Source organism: Blastococcus sp. SYSU DS1021 (assembly GCF_054050995.1).
Window position 1 is genome coordinate 101,626 of the sequence record NZ_JBJHAL010000006.1, and the last position, 25,023, is coordinate 126,648.

24 protein-coding genes and 2 pseudogenes are annotated in these 25,023 nt (G+C 73.1%); 19 read left to right on the top strand and 7 right to left on the bottom strand.

Features of this window, described 5'->3' with window-relative positions:
- Positions 1–107 precede the first annotated feature (107 nt).
- From ACI8AP_RS06410 to ACI8AP_RS06425, 4 genes and pseudogenes are all read left to right on the top strand, one after another.
- A pseudogene (locus ACI8AP_RS06410) lies at positions 108–1,024 on the top strand (IS481 family transposase).
- A pseudogene (locus ACI8AP_RS06415) lies at positions 1,024–1,569 on the top strand (CocE/NonD family hydrolase); the annotation flags it as partial. The pseudogenes ACI8AP_RS06410 and ACI8AP_RS06415, both read left to right, overlap by 1 nt.
- A 113-nt stretch (positions 1,570–1,682) precedes the next feature.
- Positions 1,683–1,847: a hypothetical protein gene (locus ACI8AP_RS06420; protein ID WP_456588507.1), complete on the top strand. Its 165-nt coding sequence runs from the start codon at positions 1,683–1,685 to the stop codon at positions 1,845–1,847.
- Positions 1,848–1,875: 28 nt separating this feature from the next.
- Positions 1,876–2,697 carry a GIY-YIG nuclease family protein gene (locus ACI8AP_RS06425; RefSeq protein WP_456588508.1) on the top strand — a complete coding sequence of 274 codons (822 nt, stop codon included), beginning with the start codon at positions 1,876–1,878 and terminating at the stop codon, positions 2,695–2,697.
- A gap of 65 nt (positions 2,698–2,762) precedes the next feature.
- Here ACI8AP_RS06425 and ACI8AP_RS06430 read toward each other — a convergent pair whose 3' ends face one another.
- A complete protein-coding gene (locus ACI8AP_RS06430; RefSeq protein WP_456588509.1) occupies positions 2,763–2,942 on the bottom strand; it encodes a hypothetical protein in 180 nt (59 codons plus the stop codon).
- Between the two features lie 580 nt (positions 2,943–3,522).
- Between ACI8AP_RS06430 and ACI8AP_RS06435 the strand changes: the two genes are divergently transcribed.
- The 4 genes from ACI8AP_RS06435 (at position 3,523) to ACI8AP_RS06450 (ending at position 9,147) form a co-directional block, all read left to right on the top strand.
- Entirely contained in the window at positions 3,523–4,464 is a 942-nt protein-coding gene (locus tag ACI8AP_RS06435) for a hypothetical protein (RefSeq protein ID WP_456588510.1), read from the top strand.
- Complete coding sequence (locus ACI8AP_RS06440) at positions 4,461–4,895, top strand: hypothetical protein (RefSeq protein ID WP_456588511.1); 435 nt, start codon at positions 4,461–4,463, stop codon at positions 4,893–4,895. The genes ACI8AP_RS06435 and ACI8AP_RS06440 overlap by 4 nt, the downstream gene beginning before the upstream one ends.
- A gap of 120 nt (positions 4,896–5,015) precedes the next feature.
- Positions 5,016–6,527, top strand: coding sequence for a hypothetical protein (locus ACI8AP_RS06445; RefSeq protein ID WP_456588512.1), 1,512 nt, complete (start codon positions 5,016–5,018; stop codon positions 6,525–6,527).
- Entirely contained in the window at positions 6,520–9,147 is a 2,628-nt protein-coding gene (locus tag ACI8AP_RS06450; RefSeq protein ID WP_456588513.1) for a hypothetical protein, read from the top strand. Before ACI8AP_RS06445 ends, ACI8AP_RS06450 begins: the two co-directional genes overlap by 8 nt.
- Before the next feature lie 47 nt (positions 9,148–9,194).
- Here ACI8AP_RS06450 and ACI8AP_RS06455 read toward each other — a convergent pair whose 3' ends face one another.
- Complete coding sequence (locus tag ACI8AP_RS06455) at positions 9,195–10,499, bottom strand: restriction system modified-DNA reader domain-containing protein (protein WP_456588514.1); 1,305 nt, start codon at positions 10,497–10,499, stop codon at positions 9,195–9,197.
- A 404-nt stretch (positions 10,500–10,903) separates the two neighbouring features.
- Here ACI8AP_RS06455 and ACI8AP_RS06460 point away from each other — a divergent pair, with 404 nt between their 5' ends.
- A complete protein-coding gene (locus ACI8AP_RS06460) occupies positions 10,904–11,365 on the top strand; it encodes a hypothetical protein (RefSeq protein WP_456588515.1) in 462 nt (153 codons plus the stop codon).
- Between the two features lie 42 nt (positions 11,366–11,407).
- Here ACI8AP_RS06460 and ACI8AP_RS06465 read toward each other — a convergent pair whose 3' ends face one another.
- The 3 genes from ACI8AP_RS06465 to ACI8AP_RS06475 form a co-directional block, all read right to left on the bottom strand.
- Positions 11,408–12,814, bottom strand: coding sequence for an ADP-ribosylglycohydrolase family protein (locus ACI8AP_RS06465; RefSeq protein WP_456588516.1), 1,407 nt, complete (start codon positions 12,812–12,814; stop codon positions 11,408–11,410).
- Positions 12,815–12,879: 65 nt separating this feature from the next.
- The gene (locus ACI8AP_RS06470; RefSeq protein ID WP_456588517.1) at positions 12,880–13,518 is read right to left on the bottom strand and encodes a thioesterase family protein; all 639 of its coding nucleotides are present in this window, start codon (positions 13,516–13,518) and stop codon (positions 12,880–12,882) included.
- Complete coding sequence (locus ACI8AP_RS06475) at positions 13,515–13,661, bottom strand: hypothetical protein (protein WP_456588518.1); 147 nt, start codon at positions 13,659–13,661, stop codon at positions 13,515–13,517. The genes ACI8AP_RS06470 and ACI8AP_RS06475 overlap by 4 nt, the downstream gene beginning before the upstream one ends.
- A 198-nt stretch (positions 13,662–13,859) precedes the next feature.
- Here ACI8AP_RS06475 and ACI8AP_RS06480 point away from each other — a divergent pair, with 198 nt between their 5' ends.
- From ACI8AP_RS06480 to ACI8AP_RS06490, 3 genes are all read left to right on the top strand, one after another.
- On the top strand, positions 13,860–14,471 hold the full coding sequence (locus tag ACI8AP_RS06480; protein ID WP_456588519.1) for a hypothetical protein: 612 nt from the start codon (positions 13,860–13,862) through the stop codon (positions 14,469–14,471).
- Between the two features lie 255 nt (positions 14,472–14,726).
- Positions 14,727–15,728, top strand: coding sequence for a DUF3048 domain-containing protein (locus ACI8AP_RS06485; protein WP_456588520.1), 1,002 nt, complete (start codon positions 14,727–14,729; stop codon positions 15,726–15,728).
- Positions 15,729–16,029: 301 nt separating this feature from the next.
- The gene (locus ACI8AP_RS06490) at positions 16,030–17,007 is read left to right on the top strand and encodes a 2-hydroxyacid dehydrogenase (RefSeq protein ID WP_456588521.1); all 978 of its coding nucleotides are present in this window, start codon (positions 16,030–16,032) and stop codon (positions 17,005–17,007) included.
- 97 nt (positions 17,008–17,104) lie between these two features.
- On the opposite strand, the gene ACI8AP_RS06495 is transcribed toward ACI8AP_RS06490, so the two are convergent.
- On the bottom strand, positions 17,105–18,145 hold the full coding sequence (locus tag ACI8AP_RS06495) for an NAD(P)-dependent alcohol dehydrogenase (protein ID WP_456588522.1): 1,041 nt from the start codon (positions 18,143–18,145) through the stop codon (positions 17,105–17,107).
- Between the two features lie 257 nt (positions 18,146–18,402).
- Between ACI8AP_RS06495 and ACI8AP_RS06500 the strand changes: the two genes are divergently transcribed.
- The 5 genes from ACI8AP_RS06500 to ACI8AP_RS06520 all read left to right on the top strand — a co-directional run bounded on the left by ACI8AP_RS06500 (position 18,403) and on the right by ACI8AP_RS06520 (position 22,300).
- Entirely contained in the window at positions 18,403–19,080 is a 678-nt protein-coding gene (locus ACI8AP_RS06500; RefSeq protein WP_456588523.1) for a helix-turn-helix domain-containing protein, read from the top strand.
- Between the two features lie 102 nt (positions 19,081–19,182).
- Positions 19,183–19,815 carry a hypothetical protein gene (locus tag ACI8AP_RS06505; protein ID WP_456588524.1) on the top strand — a complete coding sequence of 211 codons (633 nt, stop codon included), beginning with the start codon at positions 19,183–19,185 and terminating at the stop codon, positions 19,813–19,815.
- A 57-nt stretch (positions 19,816–19,872) separates the two neighbouring features.
- Positions 19,873–20,109, top strand: coding sequence for a FitA-like ribbon-helix-helix domain-containing protein (locus tag ACI8AP_RS06510; RefSeq protein WP_456588525.1), 237 nt, complete (start codon positions 19,873–19,875; stop codon positions 20,107–20,109).
- A 5-nt stretch (positions 20,110–20,114) separates the two neighbouring features.
- Positions 20,115–20,501, top strand: coding sequence for a type II toxin-antitoxin system VapC family toxin (locus ACI8AP_RS06515; RefSeq protein WP_456588526.1), 387 nt, complete (start codon positions 20,115–20,117; stop codon positions 20,499–20,501).
- 113 nt (positions 20,502–20,614) lie between these two features.
- Positions 20,615–22,300, top strand: coding sequence for a CocE/NonD family hydrolase (locus tag ACI8AP_RS06520; RefSeq protein ID WP_456588527.1), 1,686 nt, complete (start codon positions 20,615–20,617; stop codon positions 22,298–22,300).
- On the opposite strand, the gene ACI8AP_RS06525 is transcribed toward ACI8AP_RS06520, so the two are convergent.
- On the bottom strand, positions 22,281–23,555 hold the full coding sequence (locus tag ACI8AP_RS06525; RefSeq protein WP_456588587.1) for an ADP-ribosylglycohydrolase family protein: 1,275 nt from the start codon (positions 23,553–23,555) through the stop codon (positions 22,281–22,283). The two genes, ACI8AP_RS06520 and ACI8AP_RS06525, sit on opposite strands and share 20 nt — an antisense overlap.
- 194 nt (positions 23,556–23,749) lie before the next feature.
- Between ACI8AP_RS06525 and ACI8AP_RS06530 the strand changes: the two genes are divergently transcribed.
- Together ACI8AP_RS06530 and ACI8AP_RS06535 are read left to right on the top strand one after the other, a co-directional pair.
- A complete protein-coding gene (locus tag ACI8AP_RS06530) occupies positions 23,750–23,917 on the top strand; it encodes a hypothetical protein (RefSeq protein WP_456588528.1) in 168 nt (55 codons plus the stop codon).
- 188 nt (positions 23,918–24,105) lie between these two features.
- Positions 24,106–24,903 (top strand): helix-turn-helix domain-containing protein, encoded by a 798-nt coding sequence (locus tag ACI8AP_RS06535; protein ID WP_456588529.1) that lies wholly within the window; start codon positions 24,106–24,108, stop codon positions 24,901–24,903.
- Positions 24,904–25,023: the final 120 nt, after the last annotated feature.

The window sequence follows — 25,023 nt, forward strand, 5'->3', positions numbered from 1 at the left end:
CTCCGGACGTAGTGGGTGTGTCTAGGACTCACCACGCCGGAGGTCTCGTCTTGGAGGTTAAGCCGCAGCTATCCGTCTACGGACGCTGGTTGCTCGTACAGCGGGTCATGTCAGGCCGGCCGGTGGCGCACGTCGCCGCCGAGCTCGGAGTGAGCCGGGCGACCGGCTACAAGTGGTGGCGGCGCTGGCGGGAGGAGGGTCCTGCGGGCCTGCAGAGCCGCTCGAGCCGTCCGCACACCAATCCATATAGGACGCCGGATGAGATCGAGCAGCGAGTGCTGGCGCTGCGCCGTGACCGCCGGCTGGGCCCGGCCCGTATTGCCGGGATCCTGGAGTTGGCGCCCTCGACGGTGCACCGGATCCTGACGCGGCACGCCATGCCTCGGCTGGCTTGGCTGGACCGCCCAACCGGCACGCCGGTGCGCTACGAGCGCGATCGCCCCGGCGAGCTGGTGCACGTCGACATCAAGAAGCTCGGCCGGCTGCGCGACGGTGGCGGCTGGCGGGAGCACGGCCGCGGAAGTGATTGCGACCGCCGCTCACGAGCTGCTCGAAACCGCGGCGAACGGGTCGGCCACGAGTTCGTGCACTCCGCCGTCGACGACCATTCCCGCCTGGCCTACTGCGAGGTGCTGCCCGACGAGCAGGCCACCACCGCGACTGCGTTTTGGACCCGTGCGCAGGCGTTCTTCGCCCGCCACGGGATCACCGTGCAGCGCGTGCTGACCGACAACGGTGCCTGCTACCGCTCCTGACAGTGGTGCGAGCAGCTGACCGCCGCCGGCATCAAACACAAGCGCACCCGGCCCTACCGGCCGCAGACAAACGGCAAGGTCGAATGGCTCAACCGCACGCTGCTCGCCGAATGGGCCTACGCCCAGCCGTTCCGTTCAGGACAGGAACGGGCTGAGGCCTTGCCGCTCTGGCTGCACACCTACAACCATCACCGCGCCACACTTCACTCGGCGGACGTCCTCCGATCAGCCGGATCCCCGTCAACGACCTCCTGGGGCACTACACCTAGGGGTCATGCCGGATCGTCGGGACGGCTTGCGAGTAGCTACGAAGACGGAAGGGGAGGCGCGGCCGTGGTCATCGGCCGGTCGCGGCAGCCAGCACCAGCTCTGCGACGGCCCGGGCGAGCGCGGCCGCGAGAAAAGTGCCGAGGTGCCGCTACGGAAGCCGGTCGAGGTGCAGGGCGGCGTGCTGGTGCGCCTCTTCGTCGAGTCGGACAACCCGTACGCCGACGTCTTCGCGCGGCTGTGCGACGTCGGGCCGAACGGGCAGTCCATCAACATCATGGACCGGCTGGTCCGGCTCGATCCGCCAGCGGGGGAGGAGTCCTTGGAGGGGGATCGGGTGGTCGAGACGACGCTGCCCGACACCGCGCACCGCTTCCGCGCCGGGCACCGGATCCGGCTCCAGGTCTCCGGCGGCGCCCATCCGCGCTACGCGCGCAACCTCGGCACCGGCGAGCCGGTCGGTCAGGCCTCGCACGTGGTGCCGACCAACCACGGGGTCTGCCACGGGGGCACCGCACCGTCGTCCGTCACGCTGCTGCTGGCCTGATCGATCTGGGGACAAGTCGACAATCCGATCACATGTGCCCCTCCGGTCGCAGACGCATGGGACGCGCCTCGCGCCTACCGCGCCGGACCCGTTCCGCTTCGTAGCTTGGAGGCGTGGCCAAGCACTTCACCGATGAGACCGCCGAGTTCAAGATGCCCCTGCCCGGGCGGCACGCTGCTGCCGACACCGGCGAGCTCGCCGTCACCCAGAAGTTCGACCCCGGCTTCTCCCGGCGTCCGGCCGTGCCGGTTCCTCCCCGGGACGACGAGAGCCGCTGACCATGCGCAGCTCAGCCGGGGGATGCCGATGCTGACGTTCAACGACCTGCTGTCCCTCGAGGGTGTCGACCCGGCGCAGGTCCGCCTGGTCCGGCACCAGGACAACCGGCTGAAGCCCGGCCGGCTCTACGAGGCCTGGCGCAACGACAGATCCACGTTCGAGCGGTACCAGAGCGTCCAGCAGCGCAACCTCTTCGACGTGGGCGACCTGGTTGCCAGCTTCATCGTGACCGAGGCCCGGAAGACCGTGTTCGTCGGCCTCTACGAGGTCGCCGGCATCACCACCTGCCCGGCGGGCACCGTCGACGTCCTGACCAGCGGCGACGTGTCGGGCTACCACGGCTACGACCTGCGGCTGCTCGAGCAACTCGGCGACTACACCGACAAGGTCGTCATCGACTGGGGCGCCGGCACTCGGACCTGGGTCCAGCGAGCCGCCAACCAGCCCAAGCCGGTCCTCGAGATCGCCGAGCAGTACGAACCCCGTTTCCCCGGGTTTCGCGAGTTCATCCGGCCGGTCGACGACATCCCCACCCTCCCTCACGGCTGGCAGCAGGTGCTGCGCGCCGTGAAGGGCGTGTACCTGCTGGTCGACGTCGAGTCCGGACAGCAGTACGTCGGCTCGGCGAAGGGTGCCGACAGCCTGCTCGGCCGCTGGCTGGAGTACGCCAACGGCGGTGACGGCGGCGACGTCCGCCTCAAGGCCGTAGCCCGCCACGGCCGCCGCCACTACCAGGTGTCGGTGCTGGAAGTCGTCGACGGCAACACCCCCGACGACACCATCGAGCAGATCGAGTCGTACTGGAAGTTCAAGCTGCTCACCCGGCGCTTCGGCCTCAACGCCAACTAGCCGGCAGTGCAACGTGTGCCTCCGAGCTCCGGGAAGCACTTCAGTGGTGGAACTCGGGTGCGATGTCACCGCACCCGGGCGGCGAGCCGTTCCAGTGCGGCGGTGAAGCTGTCGTTCCAGAGGCCGAGGTGCGGCCAGCGCTCGGCGACGTGCGCCGTCGCATCCTCGACCGACATCCCCTTCTCGCGCACCAGCCAGCCACGCAGCACCAGCCCGGTACGGGAGGCGCCGCCGTGGCAGTGCACCAGCAGTCGGTGTCCCTCGTCCTGAGCGCCTTCATGTCGTCCAGGACGTCGGCGAGCATGACGTCGAGGTCGGCGTTGCGGCGTTGTCGGCGATGTAGGCCATCCGGTGCACCGGGTGCGGGAACGGCTCGCCCAGGCGGCACAGCGAGATGACGGCGAAGTCCTCGTCGCTGTACCGGGCGCTGTCGAGCTTGCCGGCCCAGATGCCGGCAGCCCTCGGGCGTCGCGCACCGCTTCCGGGCCGGGGACCGAATCCGGCTACAGGTCTCCGGCGGCGCCCATCGCGGTACGCCCGCAACTTAGGCACCGGGGAGCCGCTCGGTGAGGGCACCCGCGCCGTGCCGGTGAGCCACCGGATCGGCTCGGGCAGCGCGTCACCGTCGTCGATGACCCTGACGGCCGGCTGAACACGAGGCTGGTGTGACGGAAGGGTTCGTCGGCAACGGGAGAGGGCGAGATTGCGATTCCGCGGGGTGTCGGTGCGCTAGCGGTCGGGTGACGCGGCCGTACGTTCCCTGGAGCTCATCCCCGCATCTCGGAGGTCCAACCGGTGGTCCTGCCCCTCATTCCTCTTGCCCTCATGGGACTCGGCGCAGGCACGGGTATCGGTGGCGTAGTCACCGGCGTCATGGGCGGCCTCAAGATGAGGGACGCCCAGTCAGTCGCGGACGCGGCCCAGAAGCGCTACGACGAGTCGCTGGTGCTGACCCGGGAGCGTGTCAGCGAGAGCAACGAGCGCATCCAGCAGTACGGCCGCCAGCAGGAGCAGGCGCGCCAGCTGGTGATCAAGCGGATGGTCGCCTTCCTCGAGCGCCAGCGCAGGCACGTCAAGCCGGGGACGGCGCGGTTGCTCGACGGCGTCGAGGCGGAGCAGCGAGAGCTGGAAGCCTTCGCTGGGGCCCTGACCGCTGACGTGGGCTGGCTCAAGGGCGCCGGTATGGCCGCCCTGACGGGTGCCGGCGCCTCAGCCGGCATCCCGACTGCGGTCTCCGCCCTGGGGGTGGCCAGCACCGGAACCGCCATCAGCTCGCTGGGAGGCGCCGCCGCGCAGAACGCCACCTTGGCGTGGCTGGGCGGTGGAGCACTGAGTGCGGGCGGGGGCGGTGTCGCTGTGGGCGCCGCTGCCCTCAACGTGGTGACGATCGGCCCCACGCTGCTCGTCGGCGGCCTGACCCTCAGCTCCCAGGGGGAGAAGGCGATGACCAAGGCCAAGGAGCACGAGGCGAAGGTGAAGGTCGCCATCGAGGACCAGGCGGCCTTCCGGTCCTCCCTCGACGCGCTGGACGCGCGGACCGCCGAGGTCAGCGAGGTCCTCGCCGGACTGGTGCATCGCGCACAGGACGCCCTGTCCGACCTGGAGCCGCTGAACTTCGACCCGGCGGCGCACACCACCGAGTTCGACCGCGCCATGCGACTGACCCAGGCGGTGAAGGAGATCTGCACCGTGTCTCTGCTCGGGGACGACGGGCAGATCAACTCCGAGATGCTCCGCCTCATCCCTACCTACAAGGAGCTGACGTGACCGCCGCCAAGAAGCCGATCGAGGGAGAGGTCCTGCCGGCCGCAGGGAAGGCGGCGCTGCCCTCCTTCGATGCGCTCGGTGCCCTCAACAACGTCGTCGACGGCACGCTTGACTACCTCCGGCAGCGCGACGAGCAGCGGACGAAGCGCGCGTCGATCGAGACCTACGCGACGGTCGAGGTCACCCGCATCCGGGAGGCCAGCTCGCTGCTCAAGGGCTACTTCGAGCAGGTGTTCGCGGAGCGGTCGGCGACGATCGACGGGCTCTTCCGGCACTTGGACGGCGCCATGACCAGCGGCGACTCGACCGCGGCCGCGACCGCGCTCCAGGGCATCGTCGACCTGGCCAAGTCCTCGCCGCTGGCCGCGATGGGGGACCTGACACAGGTCCGCAAGGCGCTCGACGACCCGGATCACGTCTGGGAGCTGTAGTTCGAACGCTTCCAGCGATCGGTACCCGGTTACGACGACGGCGCGGCCGCGGACCTCGCCCGGTGCCAGGCCCTCGTAGTGGCCGTCAGTCGCGAGGAGATACGAAAGGGAAACGGCGGCATGGCGCTCGACACCGCTTCCGATGAACTGCTCGACGGTCCGTCGTGGAGCCGTCCGGGTCTCGACGTGGCTGCAGGCAGGTATCCGCTCTCCGTCGAGCGCCACGTGATGCGGATGGTCGACCACCTGGTACCGGGCGTCACGGCGGTGACTCCGCACGGACGGTATTACGCGCTGCACGGCCTCATCGCGGCCGAGGCGGAGAAGCGCGATCTCACGGTGCCGGCCGCTCAGGACCTGCTACGGCGGGCCGAAGTGACGTTGGCGACCGTGTCCTTCGCCCACCACTCCCAGGCCGACATCGGCTGGCTCCCGCGGGCCCATGGCGTCGATGCCCTCGCGCGGCGCCTGCAGACCGGCACCGTGGAACTCGACGACGCATCGCGCCACGGCGGTAACGGCTACGTGCAGAGCGTGTGGGGCTTCTGGGGGCCGTATGCGGGATCCGAGACGACCCTCGGCATCCTGACTCCCGGCCCGCGACCGGCCCCTGGTCCGCGGCTCGACGTCGCGGCGGTCCAGGAGGGCCTCGGGGACATCCTCCAGCTGGCGGCTCAGGACTCGCTGCACGTGGCCGACCTGACGGCAGTCGCCGAGCGGCTCTGCGTGTGCCGTGGCGGGGACCAGCCCGACGGCCGCTGGTTGGCACGGCTCATGTGTGCCGACGGCGCAAATCGGGAGCCCGACTCGCGTGCGGAAGCGCGACGGCAGACCGTGCGGCTGCTCGCCCGCATCGTCAGCACGCACGAGGTCACATCCTTCACCCGTGACGTGGGAGAGGTACTGGCCTTCGGCCGTTTCCTCACCGATGACCCGGTGACCTCCGGCGTGGACACCGCGGCGGTCTGGCGCGGCGTGGTCCTCCGCAACTACGCGGTCGGAGCATGGCGGCGGCTGTGGTCGTGGCTGGTGAGCCAGGTGGACGGATTCATGGCCGCCGAGGATCTGGCGGAACGGTTCGTCGCCGAGCTACCTCCTGGCACGGTGCAGGCCTTCCTCGACTCGTTGCCTGCCACCCGAGACGGCGACGGATTCCCGATTCCGGCCGAGGCGGCGCTGAGGACGTCCGGAGACCCGCTCCCGCTCGCCGAACTGCGCGTGCTGGCGGCCAGCGCTCGGCGGGTCGACGAGCTGGAAGGCCGGGTCCGAGACGCCTTCCTCGGCCAGCGCGGGATCGAGCTGGGGCCGGAATGGGTGAGCCGGCGCCTGGACGAGGCGAAGCCGCAGCAGCTCGCCGACTTCGCGCGTCGCCTCACGTTCGACCTGCTCGCCCGGTCCCAGCGGGTCGCACTGTCCAAAGCCCGCCGGCGCAGTGACGGTTCGTTGTGGTTGCCCACCCGGCTGCACGAGCGCGGTGGGTTCCTCTTCCGCACCAGCCAGGAAGGGCGCGGGGACGTCGGATTGCGCCTCGACCAGCTCGGCTCGGTACTGGCCAGTGCGGGGGTCCTGCAGTTCGACGACGAGGCGGCCCGGTGGGCCGTGACGCCGCCAGGGCAGGTGCTCGTTGGCTGAGACGAGCGCCCAGAACGACGCACCGGGCGGCCTGGCGTCCCCACTGAGCCTCCTCCTCGAGGAGGAGCGCAGGGGGGTGGGCGGCCTCCAGGAGATCCTGCTGCTGAGCTTCACGGCCGACCTCGGCTTCTTCGAATCCACCGTGCTGGGCGTCGCGCAGGCCACCGGGGCGCGGGTGACCGTCGTCGGTGACGTGGCGATGTCGCAGAACGATCCGCGGGCCGTACGGCGCGCGGGCCGCAGCTACCTCGCCGGGCTGGCGCGAGCCTCAGGTGCCTTCCATCCGAAGATCGTCGTCCTCGTCGGCCCGGAACGGGCGACGATCGCGCTGGGCTCGGGCAACACGACGGTGGCGGGCTGGCACGCCAACGCCGAACTGTGGACGGTGCTCCGCGCCACGCCCGACCGGCATCCGGCCTGCCTCCCCGACGTGGTGGACTGGCTCCGCGGGCTTCCCGCCCAGGTGCGGCTCTCGCCCGGGGTGCCGCAGGCACTGGAGCGGGTCTCCGGGTTGCTGTCGAACCTCGTCTCCTCGGGCAGACCGACCGCCGAATCGGTCCGCCTGGTGAGCAGCCTGCGCGCGCCCATCGTGGACCAACTACCGAGGGGGCCGGTGGACGAGCTCAACGTCTTCGCCCCCTTCCACGACCCCCAGGCCGCCGCGCTGCGGCGGCTGGTCGACCGCCTCGCGCCGCGTCGCCTCACGGTCGCCTACCAGCCGGGACTCACGGACCTGAACGGACCGGCCGTCGCCGCACTCGTCGAGCAGCATGGCGGCCGGATCGTGCGGGACGACGAGGAGCGCTACCGGCACGGCAAGCTCGTGGAGTGGGCCACCGGCGGCCGGCGATGGGCCCTCACCGGCAGCGCCAATATCTCCGCAGCCGCCCTGCTGCTGTCGCAGCCGCACGGCGGCAACTGCGAGCTCGGCCTCATCGCGCCCGTCCCGGAGAGCCTGCTGCCCATGGGGGACGAACAACCAGTCGCCGGGCTGCGGGCCGTGCCGGCGATGCCGCGGCCCTGGCGGAAGGAAGGGCCACTCCTGCTCGGTGCACTCCGTGTGCCGGAAGGGTTGGAGGTCCAGCTGGCGGCGCCCCTCGCCGCCGATGCGGTACTCCAGCTGTCCGCTGCCGCTGCGCCTCCGGAGTCGTGGGAGCGGGTCGCGGAGATCCCCGCGGGAGCGGAGTCGCACACCAGCACCGTCCCCGCCGACGCGGGCAGCCGGCTACGCCTCGTCGTCAGCGCGGCCGGGGTGCCGCAGTACAGCAACGTTGTCTTCGTGGTGGACGCCGATGCGGTCCTTCGCCGGGTGGGACTCCACAGCCCCCGGACGCCGACGACCCAGCCACGCGACCTCTTCGACGACCCGCGGCTGGCCGAGCGGTTCTTCAGCGACCTGCAGACGCTGCGCACCGGCGTCGGTCCCGGAGCCCCTCCCGCATCCGCTGCCGGCTCGACCGGGCACCTCGGGGCGACCGCCTCCCTGGACGCCGACGACGACGGGTGGGAGCGGTACCTCGACGAGTGCGCCGACCGGGTCGGCCAGCCGCTGATGCGATTCGCGCTGGGCCTTCCGGTTCCCGCTGGAACCGGAAGCGTGCCCTTCCAGGACCTGCTGCGAGTCTCCTGGGACGAGCAGTTCACCGACGACGACGAAGCAGCGCTCGACGACGATGCGGCCGAGACGGCGGACATCGCGGTCGAGGATGAGCGCTCCCGACCTCACCTGCCTGATCTGGAGCATGCTCCGGCCGAGGTGCGCCGCCGGTACCGACGCTGGATCGAGCGGTTGGTCGAGGCGGCCGCGACCCTCGGGCCGGCCGAGCGGATGCTGGTCGTCCGGCTGACCCTGTGGACCGTCGCGGCCGGTGCGTGGCCGCGCGCGGATCTGGCGTGGCTGCCCCTGCTGGCGAGAGCGACAGCGGTGCTGGACCGCGACGATCTGCCGCAACGGATCGAACCCCAGGTCGGCAGTCTCGCGGCAGTGGCACTGGCCGTGCTGCGCATGCACATCCCCCGAGCCGCCGTCACCGAGCACACCGTCGCCTTCGACAAGGCGGCCACCGCGGTCGGGCATCTACTGCCGGGGGCCACCGCCGCGTACGTCGACGAGTACTCCATCCTGCTCGACCGGGCGTTCGGCACGGCCGGGCAGACGGCCGCCATCCTCGACGTGGCCGGTGACCTGGTCCAGGCGGATCCCATCGCCGAGGCGGTGCAGACCATCGCTGAACGAGGGCGCGATGTCCATCGTCATGGCAACGCACTCCTGCACGTCACCGGTCCGTTCGCCCATGCCGCGCTGGTCGCCCTGCAGGCCGTGGGGGCGGCCGAGACCGAACCCCTGGTCGGGGCCTGGGCTACGTCCGATTCGGGGTCCTGGGCGCTGGTCGCCTGGAACCGACCCGATCTGCTCGTCGTCGAATCCATGGAACACGGGACGCGGTGGCGCCACTTCCGGCTCACCGGGCTGGTCGGTCCACGGGCTCTCGCGGCTCAAGGGGGATTCGTGAACGCGGTGCCCGTACGGCACGGTCCGCAGAACCGCCCCTTCCCGGGAGCTGAGGAGCTGGTGCGGAGGCTCGGGGTGCAGAGCCCGGTCCCGCCCGTGTGCCCGTAGGCCGCGCGAGCGCGGGTCAGTCGTGCTGCACGAGGCGCCAGGCTCGCTCAGGGCTGGGGGAGCCGACCCCGCAGGGACCCGAGCGTCTCCCCAGTAGCGACCTTCCAGAACTGCCAGCCGTTGACGCTGCCGCCGGTGATGGCGACTGCAGCGGCGGTGGGGCTGGGGTAGGCCCGTCCGTGGAGGGACAGATGCCCGTTGCTCGTGACGGTGGCCCGGTAGTCCGTGCCCTTGTAGCGGACCGTGAGCACATCCCCGACCGACAGCAGGGACGCTCGCAGCAAGGCGAAGACGTCGCCCGTGCCCTGGACCGAGGGCGGCCTCTCGATCGGCTTGGGTCGTGATGCAGCGTCGTCACCGGAGGCCTTGGCCGGGGCGGAACCAGCTCCGGCTGGCGGAGCGTCGCCGGTGACTGGACCGCGCAAGGCGCTCATGGGTACCAGCTCGCCGCTTCCGGACAGGATCCCCCAGAACTCCCAGCCGTTGACACTGTGTCCGGTCACGGCTCTGCCGGCCGACGAGAGCGACGTGTGCCGCTCACCGCCAACAGTCAGGGTGCCATCGGAATCGACGAGCGCGCTGGCCTCGTACGACGGGGTGGTCGGATGGAGAACGCTTCCGCCCTTCACCAGCCCTGCCTCGATGAGCGCGGAGAGAGTCTCCTCGTAGCGTGCTCGCCCACCCTGTTTCGTCGCCGGGAGTGGCGCCGTCTGGTCGGGGGTGTCCGGGTCAAGACCGAGCACGCGGAGCGCGCCGAGGACGGGGGCGATGATCGCCTCCAGTTGCTGGCGTTGCCACTGCGCGAGGGTTTCGTCGCTCGGTCGATTGCCGTTCCCGAGGACGATCCGGCTCGCCGAATCGAGGACGTCGTAGAGACGTCCTTCCAGCCACCCGACCTCCGCGCTGTTGAAACCCTGGTAGGGCCTGCGGATGAGCAGCGCGCGGCGCCAGCTCTCCCGAGCGCGGACGTGTTGGCGAACACGAGTGGTCAGGCCGCCCGGCGCCTTGCCGACGTAGACCCCGGCACAGCCGTCGGCATCGACGGGGTCCAGCAGCAGGTACGTCCCCGGCACGTTCCATTCGTCGTCCAACGCGAAAAGGCTGTCGCGAGTCGTGACGGCGAAGTCGAGGTTCGCGCCGGGGAGGTCGACAAGCAGGGGCTCCGCATTGCTCGCGGGCATGAACCAGGTCGCCCCGATTCCGCCCTGCCGTGGATCGGTACTCACACCCGCAGTCTGCCTGCGCGCCCGCTCGATGTGCTGCAGCGGCTCGGTCGATCGCCGCGGCAGGCTGAGGCGAAAGAGGACTTCGTCCACAGGTACGTCGAGCATGTCCGAGTACTCCGCGGCCATGTCGGTGGTGACATTGCTGCGTAGCTGCCCGGCAACGCGGCGAGCCGGGCGATGGCGGGCTCGTTCGAGTGAGAAACGCTGCTCGTCTGGGCGAGCCAGGCGCCGCGCCGTGCCACAGTTCGCGCGGTCGCCGGCCGAGAGGAGCTGTCTTGGGTACGTACCGACGCCAGGGGCACTGGCGCCGCAGCCCGAACGGCGGCAGGCACTGGGTCTCCGCGCACTCGGTCACCAGGGGTTCCGCCACGCGCCGACGTAGTAGCTCGTCGTCCTTCTGGTCGTCGTCGACGTGGTCCACCCCGAGCCGACCAACGCCGCCCCGGCCTGCACCCGCGCGACACGTGGTGCTGCCGTACTCATCGCGGTGGCAGCAGCCCAATGCGCAATGCCCGGTGTGCGGGGCAGCCGTGTACTTCTGGGCCAACGCGAATGGAAGTCGCGTCTACTTCGACGAGATGGGTCCGCCGTGGCCCAAGCACCCGTGCACCGACGCTCGGCTGGACGCGACGCCGGGTGGCGTCGGCTCGCTCGCGGCGTACGCGACGCGGTCCACGCCCGGGCAGTCGGCATACGGGTTCGAGTTCCGGCAGCGGTACGCGTCGGCGCCCGCTCAGGCGTACGAGATCGAGGACGTCTGGTGGGACGGGCTCGCCTCCTGGCTCCACGTCCGGAGGGTGGGCTGGTGGCGCCGTGCCGCCGTCTTCATGGTCCCATGCCCCATGCCTCGGGTGCCCGTCCGGCTGGTCTTCGTCGCTGGTGGACGGCTCTCGTTCCTAGATCCGGAGACGCTGCAGATCCTCACGTTCCCCGTCGTGACGGGGCGGCAGGCCGAGCAGCAGCGTGCGGACCGACTGGGACGCGAAAGCTGATCAGCGCGGCCCCTGGACCACGGCAGTGAAGCACCGCCTGAGTCACGCGGGCGAACGGCGAGCGAGGCGTTCAAGCGCGACGGTGAAGCTGTCGTTCCACAGGCCCAGGTGCGGCCAGCGCTCGGCGACGTGCGCCGTCGCCTCCTCGACCGTCATCCCCTTCTCGCGCACCAGCCAGCCACGCAGCACCAGTCCGGTGCGCGACGCGCCGCCGTGGCAGTGCACCAGCAGCCGGTGCCCCTCCTCCTGCAGCGCCTTCATGTCGTCCAGGACGTCGGCGAGCATGACGTCGAGGTCGGCGTTGTGCTCGTTGTCGGCGATGTAGGCCATCCGGTGCACCGGGTGCGGGAACGGCTCGCCCAGCCGGCACAGCGAGATGACCGCGAAGTCCTCCTCGCTGTACCGCGCGCCGTCGAGGTTGCCCGCCCAGATGCCGGGCAGGACCTCGGTCGGGCCGATCCGCGGGATCACGCCCGGGTCGTAGTTCTGCTGCACCCCGCCGTCGAGCGTGGCGGCGAGCTGCTGCAGGTCGGCCAGCCGCCACACCTTGTCGCCGTGGCCGGGCACCCGGCCGTGCACCACCGACGCCCACCGGCTCGGGATCCCGCCCATGCCGAAGACGGCCCCGGCCAGCCCGCCGGCGACGCAGGCGACCGTGTCGGTGTCGCCACCCAGGTCGATGACCAACCGCAGCACCTCGGCGAAGTCCCGGCCGTGCCGGAGAGCCCACACCGCCTGGCCGAGCGTCGGCCACACCGCACCGTTGGACTCGGTGGCCTGATCAGGCGTCCAGTCCGGCGCCAGCACCGCCGTCCACCGCTCCCGGTGCTCGGGCAGGACCGCCTCCAGCGCCGTCGGGATGGCAGCGAGCGGGTCGCCCCCGTCCAGCGCCACCCGCATCAGCTCGTGGAAGATCGCGCAGCCCTCGCCGGCCGACGGGTCGCCGTGGGTCAGCGCTGAGATCCGTCGGGCAGCGTCCATGCTCGCCTCGCGCCACTCCCGGGAGAACCGGATGGCGGCGGGCGTCGTCCGCATCAGCGAACCGTTGCCGGCCGCGTGCCCGGAGCGAGCGAAGTGCTCGGCCGCGGCGACGTCCCACGGCCGTCCTGAGCCGAGGACGGCGCGCGTCTGGTTGCCGATGTCCGGCGGTCCGGCCGCCGCCCAGGCGCAGAACCGCTCGAAGACGTCGGCCTCCTCGAGGCCGCCTCGCTCCACCAGCGAGGTGGCCACCAGCAGCGCCATCTGGGTGTCGTCGGTGAACTCGCCCGGCTCCCAGTCCAACGAGCCGCCGCCGCACATCTCCGTCTTCGACCCCCGCGCCGGCACCGGGAAGCGGGTGGAGAACTGCCCCGGCGGACCGAACTCGAACGGGGCGCCGAGGGCGTCGCCGACGGCGGAGCCGACGAGCGCGCCGGCCACTCGGTGGGAGCGGTGCATGCGCTGGGTCACCCAGGCATCCTGGCCGACGGCAATGCTGGGCGTGCGTGCGACGCCGGATGAGGCTCGTGATCCCGTCAGCGGGCCTGGACGAGCAGCGGCTGGGCGACCTCGCCGATCGAACCGCGTTCGTCCGACAGCTCGCCGTGGCACAGCCCGATGCCGTCGGAGGCGATCTGCGTGCGGCAGGCCAGGTGCACCCACTCGCCGTCCGGCTCGCGGGTCAGGTGCGTGGTCATGCCCGGCGGGATGGACCACCAGCTGTCGATGGGTAGCTCCACGGAGATGCCGTTGGCGGCGTCGGCGGCGATGAGCGCGCGGTCGAGACCGGTGACCGGCAACCCGGCGACCAGGGGGACGCGTACCCGGGTCCAGACGTCGGCCGGCCCCGGCTCCTGGGGCGACCCGGCGGTGTAGCGCCAGTCGATGGCCTGCCCGAAGCCCCAGTCGGGCAGGCCGAACAGTTCCTGCGGCGAGGAGTCGGGAACGGCGGGCGGCGGGCTGAGCTCGGTGACCACCGGCGGTATGGGCCCGACGGCGAGCGACCACACGCGGGCGACGGCGACGGTGCGGCCCTCCACGGTCATCACCGCCTCGGTCAGGTCGATCCGCCGTCCCGGGCGGACGGGCGACACCTCGACGGCGAGCTCGCGGCGGGGGATGGCGCCGAAGAAGTCGACGCTGATCCGCGCCGGGCGATGCCCCGCCCCCGTCACCCGGGCGGCGTCGGCGGCCAGGTGGGCAGCAGTGCGGACGGCGGTCCGCCGTGCTGGGCGCTGTGGTCCCACGGGCTCTCGGTGGCCCGGGTGGGCGCGAACCGGTTGTCGCCCAGCGGCAGGTAGAAGGCCTCGAACTTCATGACCGGCAGTCTGGCCGAGGTGGTCAGCTGGCGACCGGGCGGACGTGCCGTCGCCCGATCGGGTGGCAGTTCGGCGGATGCCTGCGCGGGCGGCCAGTTGCTGTCGGTGGTGCCTGTCATGGTCCGCCCCTGCCGTCATGGGGACGGCGCGGGGCAGGGGAGCGGCATGGGCGGGTCGGTCGGTGTGCAGGCGGGCGGGTGTGCCCCGGGTGCGGGCGGGAGGACTCGATCCCGCTGGTCTACGGGTTGCCGGGCTCCGACCTCTTCGAGCAGGCGGGGAGCGGCCGAGTCGCGCTCGGTGGCTGCCTGGTGATGGACGAGCAGACGGCGTTCGTCTGTCGCAGCTGCGGCCTCGAGTGGGGGCGCGAGTCCGACCCCACCGCAGGTGAGGCGGAGCTGGCCGGGCTCCTGGACGTCGAGTACGTCGAGCTGGTCCGGGCGTTGGGCGCCGGCTGGCGGCGGGAGAGCGCAGCCGACGGGCCGGACGGCGTCCGGTGCTTCGTCAGCGGCGAGCCGGCGCAGCTCGCGGTCGGCGTGCAGGGTCCGTGGTTCGTTCTCGACCGCCCGCTGACCTCGGCGGCTGACCGTCGCCCCGGTCCCCTCGCGACGGACGGCGTGCGGTTCACCCGGGACGAGCTGCTGCACGACCCCTGGTACGTCAGCCAGGCGGCCGAGGGGATCGCCTCGCGGCGGCGCCGGTCCTTCCGCTGGTGCCGCACCTGCCGCCGGGCCACCGCGCCCGAGTCGTTCGTCGCCGCCGAGGTCTCGTGCGAGCGGTGCGTCTCCGCCTACGCCGACCGGGCGGAGTAGCTCGGGCGCTCCCGTGGGGTCGTAGGTCCGGTCGACCGTGCCGATACAGAAGAGGCAAGCCGTCACCGACTCAGGAAGCTCACCGTGCCCAGGTCGACCGCATCACGGCCCCGCTCCCGGTCGACGACGGGTCGCGGGTCTGCGAAGCGCTCCCGGCCCACGAACGGCTCCGGGAGGCGATCGGGGCCGGCGAAGCGGAGGACGGCGAAGAACCGTCCGCGCTCTCGCCGCGCCGGCCGGCTCATACTGCTCGCGGTGCTGGTGGTCGCCGGCGTCGTCGTGTGGCCGGCGGTCAAGCCGCACGTGTCAGCCCTGCCGTTCCTCGACTCCGTGCTCGCCGGCACGTCGCCGTCCGGGCCCACCTGGCCGCTGACCGGCGTGCCGGCCGACACGACCCCCGACCGCCCGGCGCTCGTCGTGAAGATCGAGAACTCCGTCGCCGCCCGTCCGCAGACCGGCCTCAACGCCGCGGACATGGTGTGGGAGCAGGTCGTCGAGGGCGGCATCACCCGCTTCGTCGCCGTCTATCACTCCACCCTGCCGCCCGAGATCGGCCCCGTGCGGTCGATCCGGCCGATGGACCCCGCGATCGCCGCACCGCTCGGCGGGCTGCTCGCGTTCTCCGGCGGCGTGCCGACCTACATCGCCGCCGCCGAGGACGCCGGGCTGCAGGTGCTCCGTCAGGACTCCGGCGCCGACGGCTTCTTCCGGACGACGACCCGCTCGGCGCCGCACAACGTCCACGCGGTCCCGCAGACCCTCCTCGACCAGGCCGACGCCACGCACCGCTCCTCGCCCGGCACCCAGTTCCACCACGCCGCGACGGGGGAGCAGCCCACCGCCGTTGCCGCGGGGCAGCCGACGACCACGCTGGACCTCACGCTGTCGGGGATCAGCAGTCCCCGGTGGACCTGGAGCGCCGCGGACGGTCGCTGGCTGCGGGCCGAGGGGAGCACCCCGGCGGTCGAGGCGGGCGGCGCACGGATCGGTGCCGTCAACGTCGTCGTCCTGCGCGTCGACGTCGTCCAGACCGAAGCCCGCGATCCCGCCGGCAACCCCGTGCCGGAGACGATCCTGACCGGCAGCGGGCAGGCCCTCGTCGCCTCCGGCGGGCACACGGTCGTAGCGACCTGGTCCAAGCCGGCAGTCGGTGACCGGGTGGAGCTGACCGACGCGGACGGCGACCCCGTGACCCTGGCGCCCGGGAACACCTGGGTCGAGCTGGTACCCAACTCCGGAGAGGTCGCCACGGGCTAAGCGGGCAGCCGGCGATCCGGGGGAGCGAGCGGTCAGTCCCCGAGGACGACGAGCGCGACCGCGGATCGTGCCGTTGTGCAGCTTGCGGTCGGCCTCCGGCGCCGCGGCGACCCTCCAGGTCCCCGCGCGGACGACTCCGCAGGCGCCCGTCGGCCGCCGCGATGTAGTAGACCGACCCCGTGCCTCCCACAGCTGCCGACGACGTGACCGACGCACTCGACGCGGAGGTCCCCAAAGGCACCCGCCGGATCCAGCCCTTCCGCGGCGGCCGGTGATGGGGCACGTCTATCTCAGCCGCCGCTTGACGCCTGCCGCCATGGCCGCGGCCGGCGATCTCGGTGTGCCGCTGGTGGTGCACGACGACCCCGACCGGCCTCCCTCGCGCGAGCAGTTGCTGTCCGCTGTGCGGGGTGCCTCCGCGCTCATCACCCTGCTCACCGACCGGGTGGACGGCGAGGTCCTCGACGCCGCGGGACCCGGCCTGCGGATCGTCGCGAACGTCGCGGTCGGCTACGACAACGTCGAGGTCGCCGCGGCCCACGCCCGTGGCGTGGTGGTCACCAACACCCCGGGGGTCCTCGACGAGGCGAGCGCGGACTGCGCGTTCGCGCTCCTCCTCGCCACGTCGCGGCGGATCGTCGAGGCCGACCGGTTCATGCGCACGGGCGCCGACTGGATCTGGGGTCCGCAGTCCTTCGTCGGGCTCGATGTCAGTGGTGGAGCCACCCTGGGCATCGTCGGCCTCGGCCGGATCGGCATGGCCGTGGCCCGACGCGCCGCGGCCTTCGGCATGCGGATCCTCGCCACGGGCAGCCGCGCGTCGAGCGACGAGGCGGCGGCGTACGGCGTCGAGCCCGCCGACCTGCAGCGCGTGCTCTCCGAGAGCGACGTCGTGTCACTGCACTGCCCGCTCACGCCGGCCACCCGCCACCTCATCGACGCGGAGAAGCTGGCGACCATGAAGCCGACCGCCATCCTCGTCAACACCGCCCGCGGGCCCGTCGTGGACGAGGCCGCGCTCGTCCACGCACTGGAGAACGGCGTCATCGCCGCGGCCGGTCTCGACGTCTACGAGAACGAGCCGCAGGTGCACCCGGGGCTGCGCTCGCTGGACAACGTGGTGCTCCTGCCGCACATCGCCAGCGCCGGGCTGGCGACCCGCGACGCCATGGGCAGGCTCGCCGTCGACAACGTCCGCGCGGTGCTGGCCGGGGAGGAGCCGCGCACGCCCGTCGCCGGGGCGGTGGGTGAGGTGCGACCCGGGGCGACGTCGCCGTAGGGGCCGGCCGGCGGCGGGCATGGACGTGCCTGTGCTCGTGCGAGAGCGCCCCCGGGCGGAGGCGGCCGTGGTGGGCGTCTTCGCCCCCGGCCGGCGGTCAGTCCCCGGGGACGACGACGGCGCGGCCGCGGATCGTGCCCTCGTGCAGCCTCCGGTAGGCCTCCGGCGCCTGGTCGAGCGTGAACCGCTCCACCTCGACGTGGATCGCCCCGGCCCGCGCCAGGTCGAGCACCTCCATGAGTTCCGACCGCGTACCCCAGTACGGCGCCCGCACCGACGCACCCATCGGCGTCGAGAAGAACCCGGTGGGCAGCAGCCCGCCGCCGATCCCGACGATCTGGATGACGCCGTCCAGCGCCACCGACTTCCGGGCGATCTCCAGGGTCGGCGGCGCCCCGACCATGTCGAACACCACCTGAGCACCCACCCCGCGGGTCAGCTTGCGGATCTCCGCGACGGCGGACTCGTCCGACGGCAGCGCGCGGTGCGCTCCCACTTCGCGCGCGAGCATCAACTTCTGCTCGCTGATGTCCAGCGCGACCACGGTGGCGCCGGTGATCGCCCGCAGGATCTGGATGCCCACGTGCCCCAGCCCACCGGCGCCGATCACCACCGCGGTGCTCCCGGTCGGCAGCGCGGGGAGGCTGGAGACGATCGCGTGGTACGGCGTCAGCCCGGCGTCGGTCAGCGACACGGTGGCCACCGGGTCGAGGTCGCCGAGCGGGACGAGGTGCCGGACGTCGTCGACGACCATGTACTCGGCCAACGCGCCGGGGGAGCCGAGCCCCGGCGGCTGGATGCCCAGCTCGGCAGCGCGTGGGCAGTAGTTCTCCGCACCACGCGCGCAGGCGTGGCACAGCCCGCAGCCCCACGGCCCGTAGACGGCGACCGGCTCACCCACCTCGACGCCGGTGGCGCCCTCGCCCAGCGCGTCGACGACGCCTGCGCCCTCGTGTCCCAGTGTGAGCGGCAGCCCGTAGATGTACTGCTCGGCCGGCAGGCTCATGACGAACGCATCGGAGTGGCACAGCCCCGCGGCGGGGACCCGCAGCCGCACCTGCCCCGGGCCCGGCTCGGGAGTGGGGACGTCGACCACCTCGGGCTCGCCGCCGATGGTCCGGTACTGCACCGCGCGCATGCTGCTCCTCCGTCGCCGGGACGACGTCCCCTCGGACGCTAGGGCCTCGCCACGGCGATCGGCAGGCCGTCAGGTCCCGGCGATCAGGGCCCGAAGCCCCTATGAGGCGATCGCCGGGCGCGGCGGAGCGTCAGGTCGCCATCAGGTCCCGGGACAGAGGAACCGGCGTCGTTCCTGCGCGCCGCGGACGGCGCGCGCCCGCCCGTTGGCACAATAGGTCGTGTAACACGCCTATTTGTGCAACCGAGGGGATCGGCATGCTCACCGTCGACCAGGCCGCCGAGCGTCTCGGTGTCGAACCGGAGCAGGTCCGCCGGCTGATCCGCGCCGGAAAGCTGGCGGCCCACCGGGTGGGCCGCACACTCGTGCTCGACGAGGACGCCGTCGAGGGTCGGGCCCGCCTGCCGATCACGGCCGGACGTGCCCTCGCCCCGCGAACCGTGTGGGCCGCGCTCTGGCAGCTCTCCGGGGAGGATGTCGACTGGCTGCCGCCCGCCGACCGCTCCCGGCTGCTCGCCCGGCTGCGCGGCTACGACGCCGAGCGGCTGGTCGCCGCAGCCCGGGACCGGGCGGAGCGCCACGAGCTGCGGGTCCTGCCCGCCTACCGGCAGCGGCTGCTCGACGCCGACGGCGTCGTCCCTTCCGGGCTGACCGCGGCGGCCGTCGTCGGTGCCGACATCGTCGCTGCCGAGGCCGCGGCCGAGCTGTACTGCGCCGAAGCCACGCTCGACGAGCTGCGCCGCGAGCTCGGCCTCTCCGAGCGGGGGGAGGCCAACCTGGTCGTGCACGTGCCCCGGTACGAGGTGGACCTCACCGGCCGCGCCCACATGCCGGCCGCGGTCGTCGCCGTCGACCTCGCCGAGTCGCCCGACGTGCGCACCCGGCGAGCCGGACTCGACCTGCTCGCCGCCGCGCTGGGCGACCTCAGCCGGTGACCGCAGCGGAGGCGCGGGTCCAGCTGCCGGCGCTGGCCGGCCCGCTGGACACCCTCTGGGACCTCGTCCGACCTCGCCGAGCAGCTGCCGCCGACCGGCTGGGTGCTCGTCGGCGGCCAGATGGTCATGCTGCACGGGCTGGTCGCCGGGCGGGTGGCCACGCGGGCCAGTCAGGACGTCGACGTCCTCGCCGACCTGCTCACCGACGACGCCGGACTGGCGCGCTGCGTCCGTGCAGTGCGGGATCTGGACCTCGAACCGCAGCCGGACTCGGCCGGCAGGGTCTACCGCTTCGTCCGGGCCCGGGACCAGGCCCGCGCCGACGTCCTGGCCCCTGACCACACGCCCCCGCGGCGGCGGCTGCGCACGGTCGGTGGGGACACCATCCGCATCGAGGGCGGCACCCAGGCCCTGCGGCGGGCCATGCCCGTGCACGTGACCAAGGGCGAGCGGACGGCGCCGGTCCCGGTGCCGGACCTGCTCGGTGCCCTGGTGCTCAAGGCCGCCGCCTGGGCCACCGACGCCCGCGATGCGGAACGGCATAGCGGGGACGCCGCCTTCCTGGCCGGCCTGATCGCTGATCCGCTCGCCGAGCGGAACCGGTTCGCCGGCAGCGACCGCAAGCGGCTGCAGCGGCTCGACCAGGTGCTCGGGAATCCGGATGCTCCCGAGTGGCGCCGGCTCGGCGACGCCGCCGACGACGGTTACGCCACCTGGCGCCTCCTGGCGAGCTGAGCTCGGGTCACCGCTTGGTCACCGCCATAGTGCTGCTTCTGCAGCTAATGTGCATGCATGCCCGTCTCCGTGACGATCCGGGGCGTCCCCGATGACGCCAGGGATGAGCTCGCGGCGCGCGCGGCCCGAGCCGGTCAGTCGCTGCAGGAGTACCTGCGTGCAGAACTGGTGGCGCTCGCGCGGCGCCCCAGCCCGGACGCCCTGTGGGACCGCGTTCAACACCGCGTGCTCACCACCGGCAGCCGTTTGTCCGGTGACGCGATCCTCGAACTGCGCGACGCCGACCGACGGTGACCGTCGTGGTCGACGCGTCCGTCCTCGCTGCCGCGCTGATCGATGGGGGCTCGGACGGCTCCTGGGCGCGCGCCGGGCTGCGCGGCGAGGACCTCGCAGCGCCGGCGCACGTGTACGTCGAGGTGTCGAACGTGCTCCGGCGCGCCGTCCTCGCCGGCCGGCTCGGTGCGGACGTCGGCGCGCTCGCCCACCGTGACCTCGTCGAGCTACCGCTGACGTGTTTCCCGTTCGAGCCGCTGGCCGACCGCGTGTGGGAACTGCACGCCGGGGTCACCGCGTACGACGCCGCCTACGTCGCGCTGGCCGAGGCGCTCGACGCGCCGCTGTGGACCCTCGACCGGCGTCTCGCCGCCGCGTCCGGGCCGCGGTGCACCTTCCAACTGCCGCCGTGAGAGAACTGTGTGGACCTGAGCGGCTGCCCTTCCTCGACCGGCTGACCGCGCATCTCGTGGGCCGAGCCCGCGGCTAGGGTCCCGGATCGCCGCCCACCGAACTGGAGGCTCTCGTGCCCTGGACCGACCGCACGCTCCCCACGCCGCTCCCACGGCCGGCCCGTATGGCCGCCGCAGCGCTGAGCCAGCGGTGGCAGCTGCCCCCGGCCACCCACGAGGTGCGGGTGCTGCGCGGCGTCGACGTCCCGATGCGCGACGGCACCACCCTGCGGGCCGACGTCTACCTGCCGGCGTCGGCCGGTCCGCACCCGACCGTGCTGCTCCGCTCGCCCTACGGCCGCGGCCTCGGGTTCGCCTTCGCGATGACGGTGCCGTACGCCGAGCGCGGCTACGCGGTGGTGGTGCAGAGCGTGCGCGGCACCTTCGGCTCCGGCGGCGAGTTCAGCCCCGTCGTGCACGAGGAGCACGACGGGCAGGACACCGTCGCCTGGCTCCGCGAGCAGCCCTGGTTCGACGGCCGGCTCGCCACCCTCGGCCCCAGCTACCTCGGCTACACGCAGTGGGCCCTCGCCCTCGACCCGCCGCCCGAGCTGAAGGCGATGGTGCTGCACATCGGACCGCACGACCTCGCCCAGGCGGGCATGGTCGACGGCGCCTTCCAGCTCACCAACCTCGCCATCTGGACCGAGCTCGTGGCCCACCAGGAGCGGGTCAGCTTCCTGCGCGGGCTCTACCGGCTGATGACGGCGGAGCGGCGGCTGGCCCCGCACCTCGGCGAGCTCCCGCTGCAGGGGCTCGCCGAGCGGTTCGGCGGCGCCCCGGCCCCGTGGTTCGACGAGTGGCTCGCCCACCCCGACCTCGCCGACTCCTACTGGGACCGCTACCGCGCCACCCCCGCGGTCCACACGAGCACCGTCCCGACGCTGCTCATCGGCGGCTGGCAGGACTGGTTCGTCGAGCAGACGCTGTACCAGTACGCCGTCCTGCGCGACCGCGGCGTCGACGTCGGCCTCACCCTCGGCCCGTGGGCGCACCTCACCATCGACGCCGCCGTGACGACGCCGGAAAGCCTCGCCTGGCTCGCCACCCACCTGCCCGTCGACGGCGCAGCGCCCGTCCCGCAGCGGCCGGGCCGCGTCCGGGTGCACGTCACCGGCGCCCGCACCTGGCGCACGATGCCCGACTGGCCGCCGACCACCACCGACCGCGCCTGGTACCTCGCCGCGGGCGGGCGGCTGGCCGACGACGCCCCGACCGGGCCGGAGGAGCCCACCACCTTCACCTACGACCCGATGGACCCGACCCCGTCGGTCGGCGGGCGGGTGCTCGCCGCCAGCGCCGGCCAGCGGGACAACCGCGACCTGGAGGCGCGCGACGACGTCCGCACCTTCACCACCGCGCCGCTGCGCCGGCCGGTCGAGCTGCTCGGCGGCGCGCGGGTGCGGCTGTTCCACGAGTCCGACAACCCGTACGCCGACGTCTTCGTGCGGCTGTGCGATGTCGGCCCGGACGGTGCGTCGATGAACGTCACCGACCGGCTGGTGCGGCTCGACCCGGCGCCCGGCGAGGAGCCGGTGGCGGGGGAGCGGGTCGTGGAGACGACGCTGCCCGACGTCGCGCACCGCTTCCGCGCCGGGCACCGCATCCGGCTGCAGGTCTCCGGCGGCGCCCACCCGCGCTACGCGCGCAACCTCGGCACCGGCGAACCGCCCGGCGAGGGCACCCGCGGTGTGCCGGTGACCCACCGCATCTGCCATGGCAGCGCGGCGCCGTCGTCGATCACCCTGCCGGCGGGCTGACCCGCTCAGCGGCGAGGCGCTGCAGCGCGGCGGTGAAGCTCTCGTTCCACAGCCCCAGGTGCGGCCAGCGCTCGGCGACGTGCGCCGTCGCCTCCTCGACCGACATCCCCTTCTCCCGCACCAGCCAGCCGCGCAGCACCAGCCCGGTTCGCGACGCCCCGCCGTGGCAGTGCACGAGCAGCCGGTGCCCCTCGGCGTGGAGTGCGGCCATGTCGTCGAGGACGTCGGCCAGCACGGCGTCGAGCCCGGGGTTGTGCTCGGTGTCCGCGATGTGGGCGACGCGGTGCACCGGGTGGCCGAACGGCTCGCCCAGCTTGCAGAGCGAGATGACGGCGAAGTCCCGCTCGCTGAACCGGGCGCCGTCGAGGTTCCCCGCCCAGATGCCCGGCAGCACCTCCGCCGGGCCGATCCGCGGGATCACGCCCGGGTCGTTGGGCACCCACGGCTTGCTGTCGAGCAGCGTCGCCAGCTCCTGCAGGTCGGCCAGCCCCACCCGGTCGCCGGACCCGGGCACCCGGCCGTGCACCGCCGACGCCCAGCGCATCGGGATGCTCCCCATGCCGAACACCGCACCGGCCAGCGCCCCGGCGACGCACGCCACCGTGCCGGTGTCCCCGCCCAGGTCGACCCCCAGCCGCAGCACCTCGGCGAAGGACCGCCCGCGCCGCAGCGCCCACACGGCCGCACCGAGCGCCGGCTCCGCCGCGCCGTCCGGCCCGCCGTCCTCAGCCGGCGTCCAGCCCGGCGCGAGCACGGCCGCCCACCGCTGCTCGTCGGCCACCAGCGACAGCGCGGCGGGGACCGCCGCCAGCGGGTCGCCGCCGTCCAGCGCCACCCGCAGCAGCTCGGCGAACAGCACGGACCCCTCACCGTCCGCCGGGTCGCCGTGCGCCAGCGCCGCGATCCGCCGCGCGGCATCCGCGGAGGCCGCCGCCCCGGACCGCGCGCCCCAGATCGCCGCCGGTACCGCCGGCGCCAGCGAGCCGTTCCCCGCGGCCGCGACCAGGTCGGCCTCGTCCGGGCCGTCGCGCTCCAGCAGCGACCGGCCGACCTGCAGGGCCAGCCGCGTGCGGTCGGTGAACTCGCCCGGCTCCCGGTCGTCGGGGCCGCCGCACATCTCCGTCCGCGAGCCCCGCGCCGGCTCCGGGAAGCGGGCCGAGAACTGCCCCGGCGCGCCGGCTCCGAACCGCGCCCCGAGTGCATCACCGACCGCCGAGCCGGCGAGCGCGCCCATGACGCGGTGGCTGCGGTGCATGGACGGCACGGGCACTCCTCGGACGGCGGAATCGGTCCCAGCATCTCCCGCGGGACCGTGCGCGGGCCGAGGCGGGCACCCGTTCGCCACAGACGTCCCGGACGCAACAGTCGACCTGGGCTTTCCCCGCGGGTGCCGTGGCGGGCCCGTTCTGCTCCGTACGCTGGGCGAAACCTCCACGGAAGGACGGCGACGTGAGCAAGCACCTGCTGGACGAGACGGCCGAGTTCAAGATGCCCCGCATCGGTCGGCACGCCGCCCCGGAGACGGGTGAGCTCGAGATCACCCAGCGGCTGGAGCCCGCGGCCGGGCCGCGCCCGGTGCACCGGCCCCGGCCGGACGAGGGCATCCGGGAGCGCTGAGCCGCCGGGCGCCGCCCGCCCGCACCACCCCGCCCGGACGGCGACGCCCGCCGTCCGGGCCGGGGCGGCCACCGGCGCCCGCTCGGCGGCTTCTGCGACGATTCCCGTCACGCAGGAGCGCTGAGACCCCCGGGAGCCGTGCACGTGATCGTCGACCAGCCCGCAGTCCCGGCCGGGGGCGCGAGCCGATGACCGCCACCGGGCTCGCGGCGCGGGCCGTCGAGCGGATCAGCCTCCCGGTCTACGAGGCCGGGTCGATCGACGTCCCGTTCGTCGCCCTGGGCTGGTCGGCGGCGCTCTCCACCGACACCTGGTGGGAGGAGCACTCGCACCCGACGCACGAGCTGCTCTGGAACAGCCGGGGCGCGTCGTCGGTGACCGTCGACTCCCGGCTGTGGACCATCACCCCCGCGCACGGGCTCTGGCTGCCCGCGGGCATCCGCCACACCGGCTGGGCGCCCGCCGGCACCTGGATGCGCGCCGTGCACTTCTGCGTCGACGACGCGCCCCGGTTGGCCGACCAGCCCGTCGCCGTGGAGATCACCCCGCTGCTGCGGCTGCTGCTCGACCGGCTCGACGCCCCCGACCTCGACGCCGGCTCCCGCGCCACGACCGAGGCGATGGTGCTCGACGTCCTGCGCCCCGCACCGCGGGAGCTGCTGCTGCGCGTGCCGTCGTCCCGGCTGCTCGCGCCCATCGTCGACACGTTGCGCACCGACCCCGCCGACGACACCACCCTCGCCGGCTGGGCCGCCCGCCTGGGCGTCAGCACCCGCACCATCACCCGCGCCTTCCGCAGCGAGACGGGGCTCGGCTTCGGCCAGTGGGTCGCCGCCGCCCGCGCGCAGCACGCCATCACGATGCTGGCCCACGGCGCGGAGATCGAGCAGATCGCCGGCCGCGTCGGCTTCCGGTCGGTGAGCGCGTTCGGCGCCGCCTTCCGCCGCGTCACCGGCATGAGCCCCGGGCGGTTCCGCGCCCAGTAGGTGTCCGATTCGCGACATCGGGTGTCCTGATCGAGGGATTGTCTCCGGCCGGACGGTCACTCAGACTTCGGTTAGGCAATCCTTAGTTGATCACCGCGCCGCCGTGGCGCGCCCGGAAGG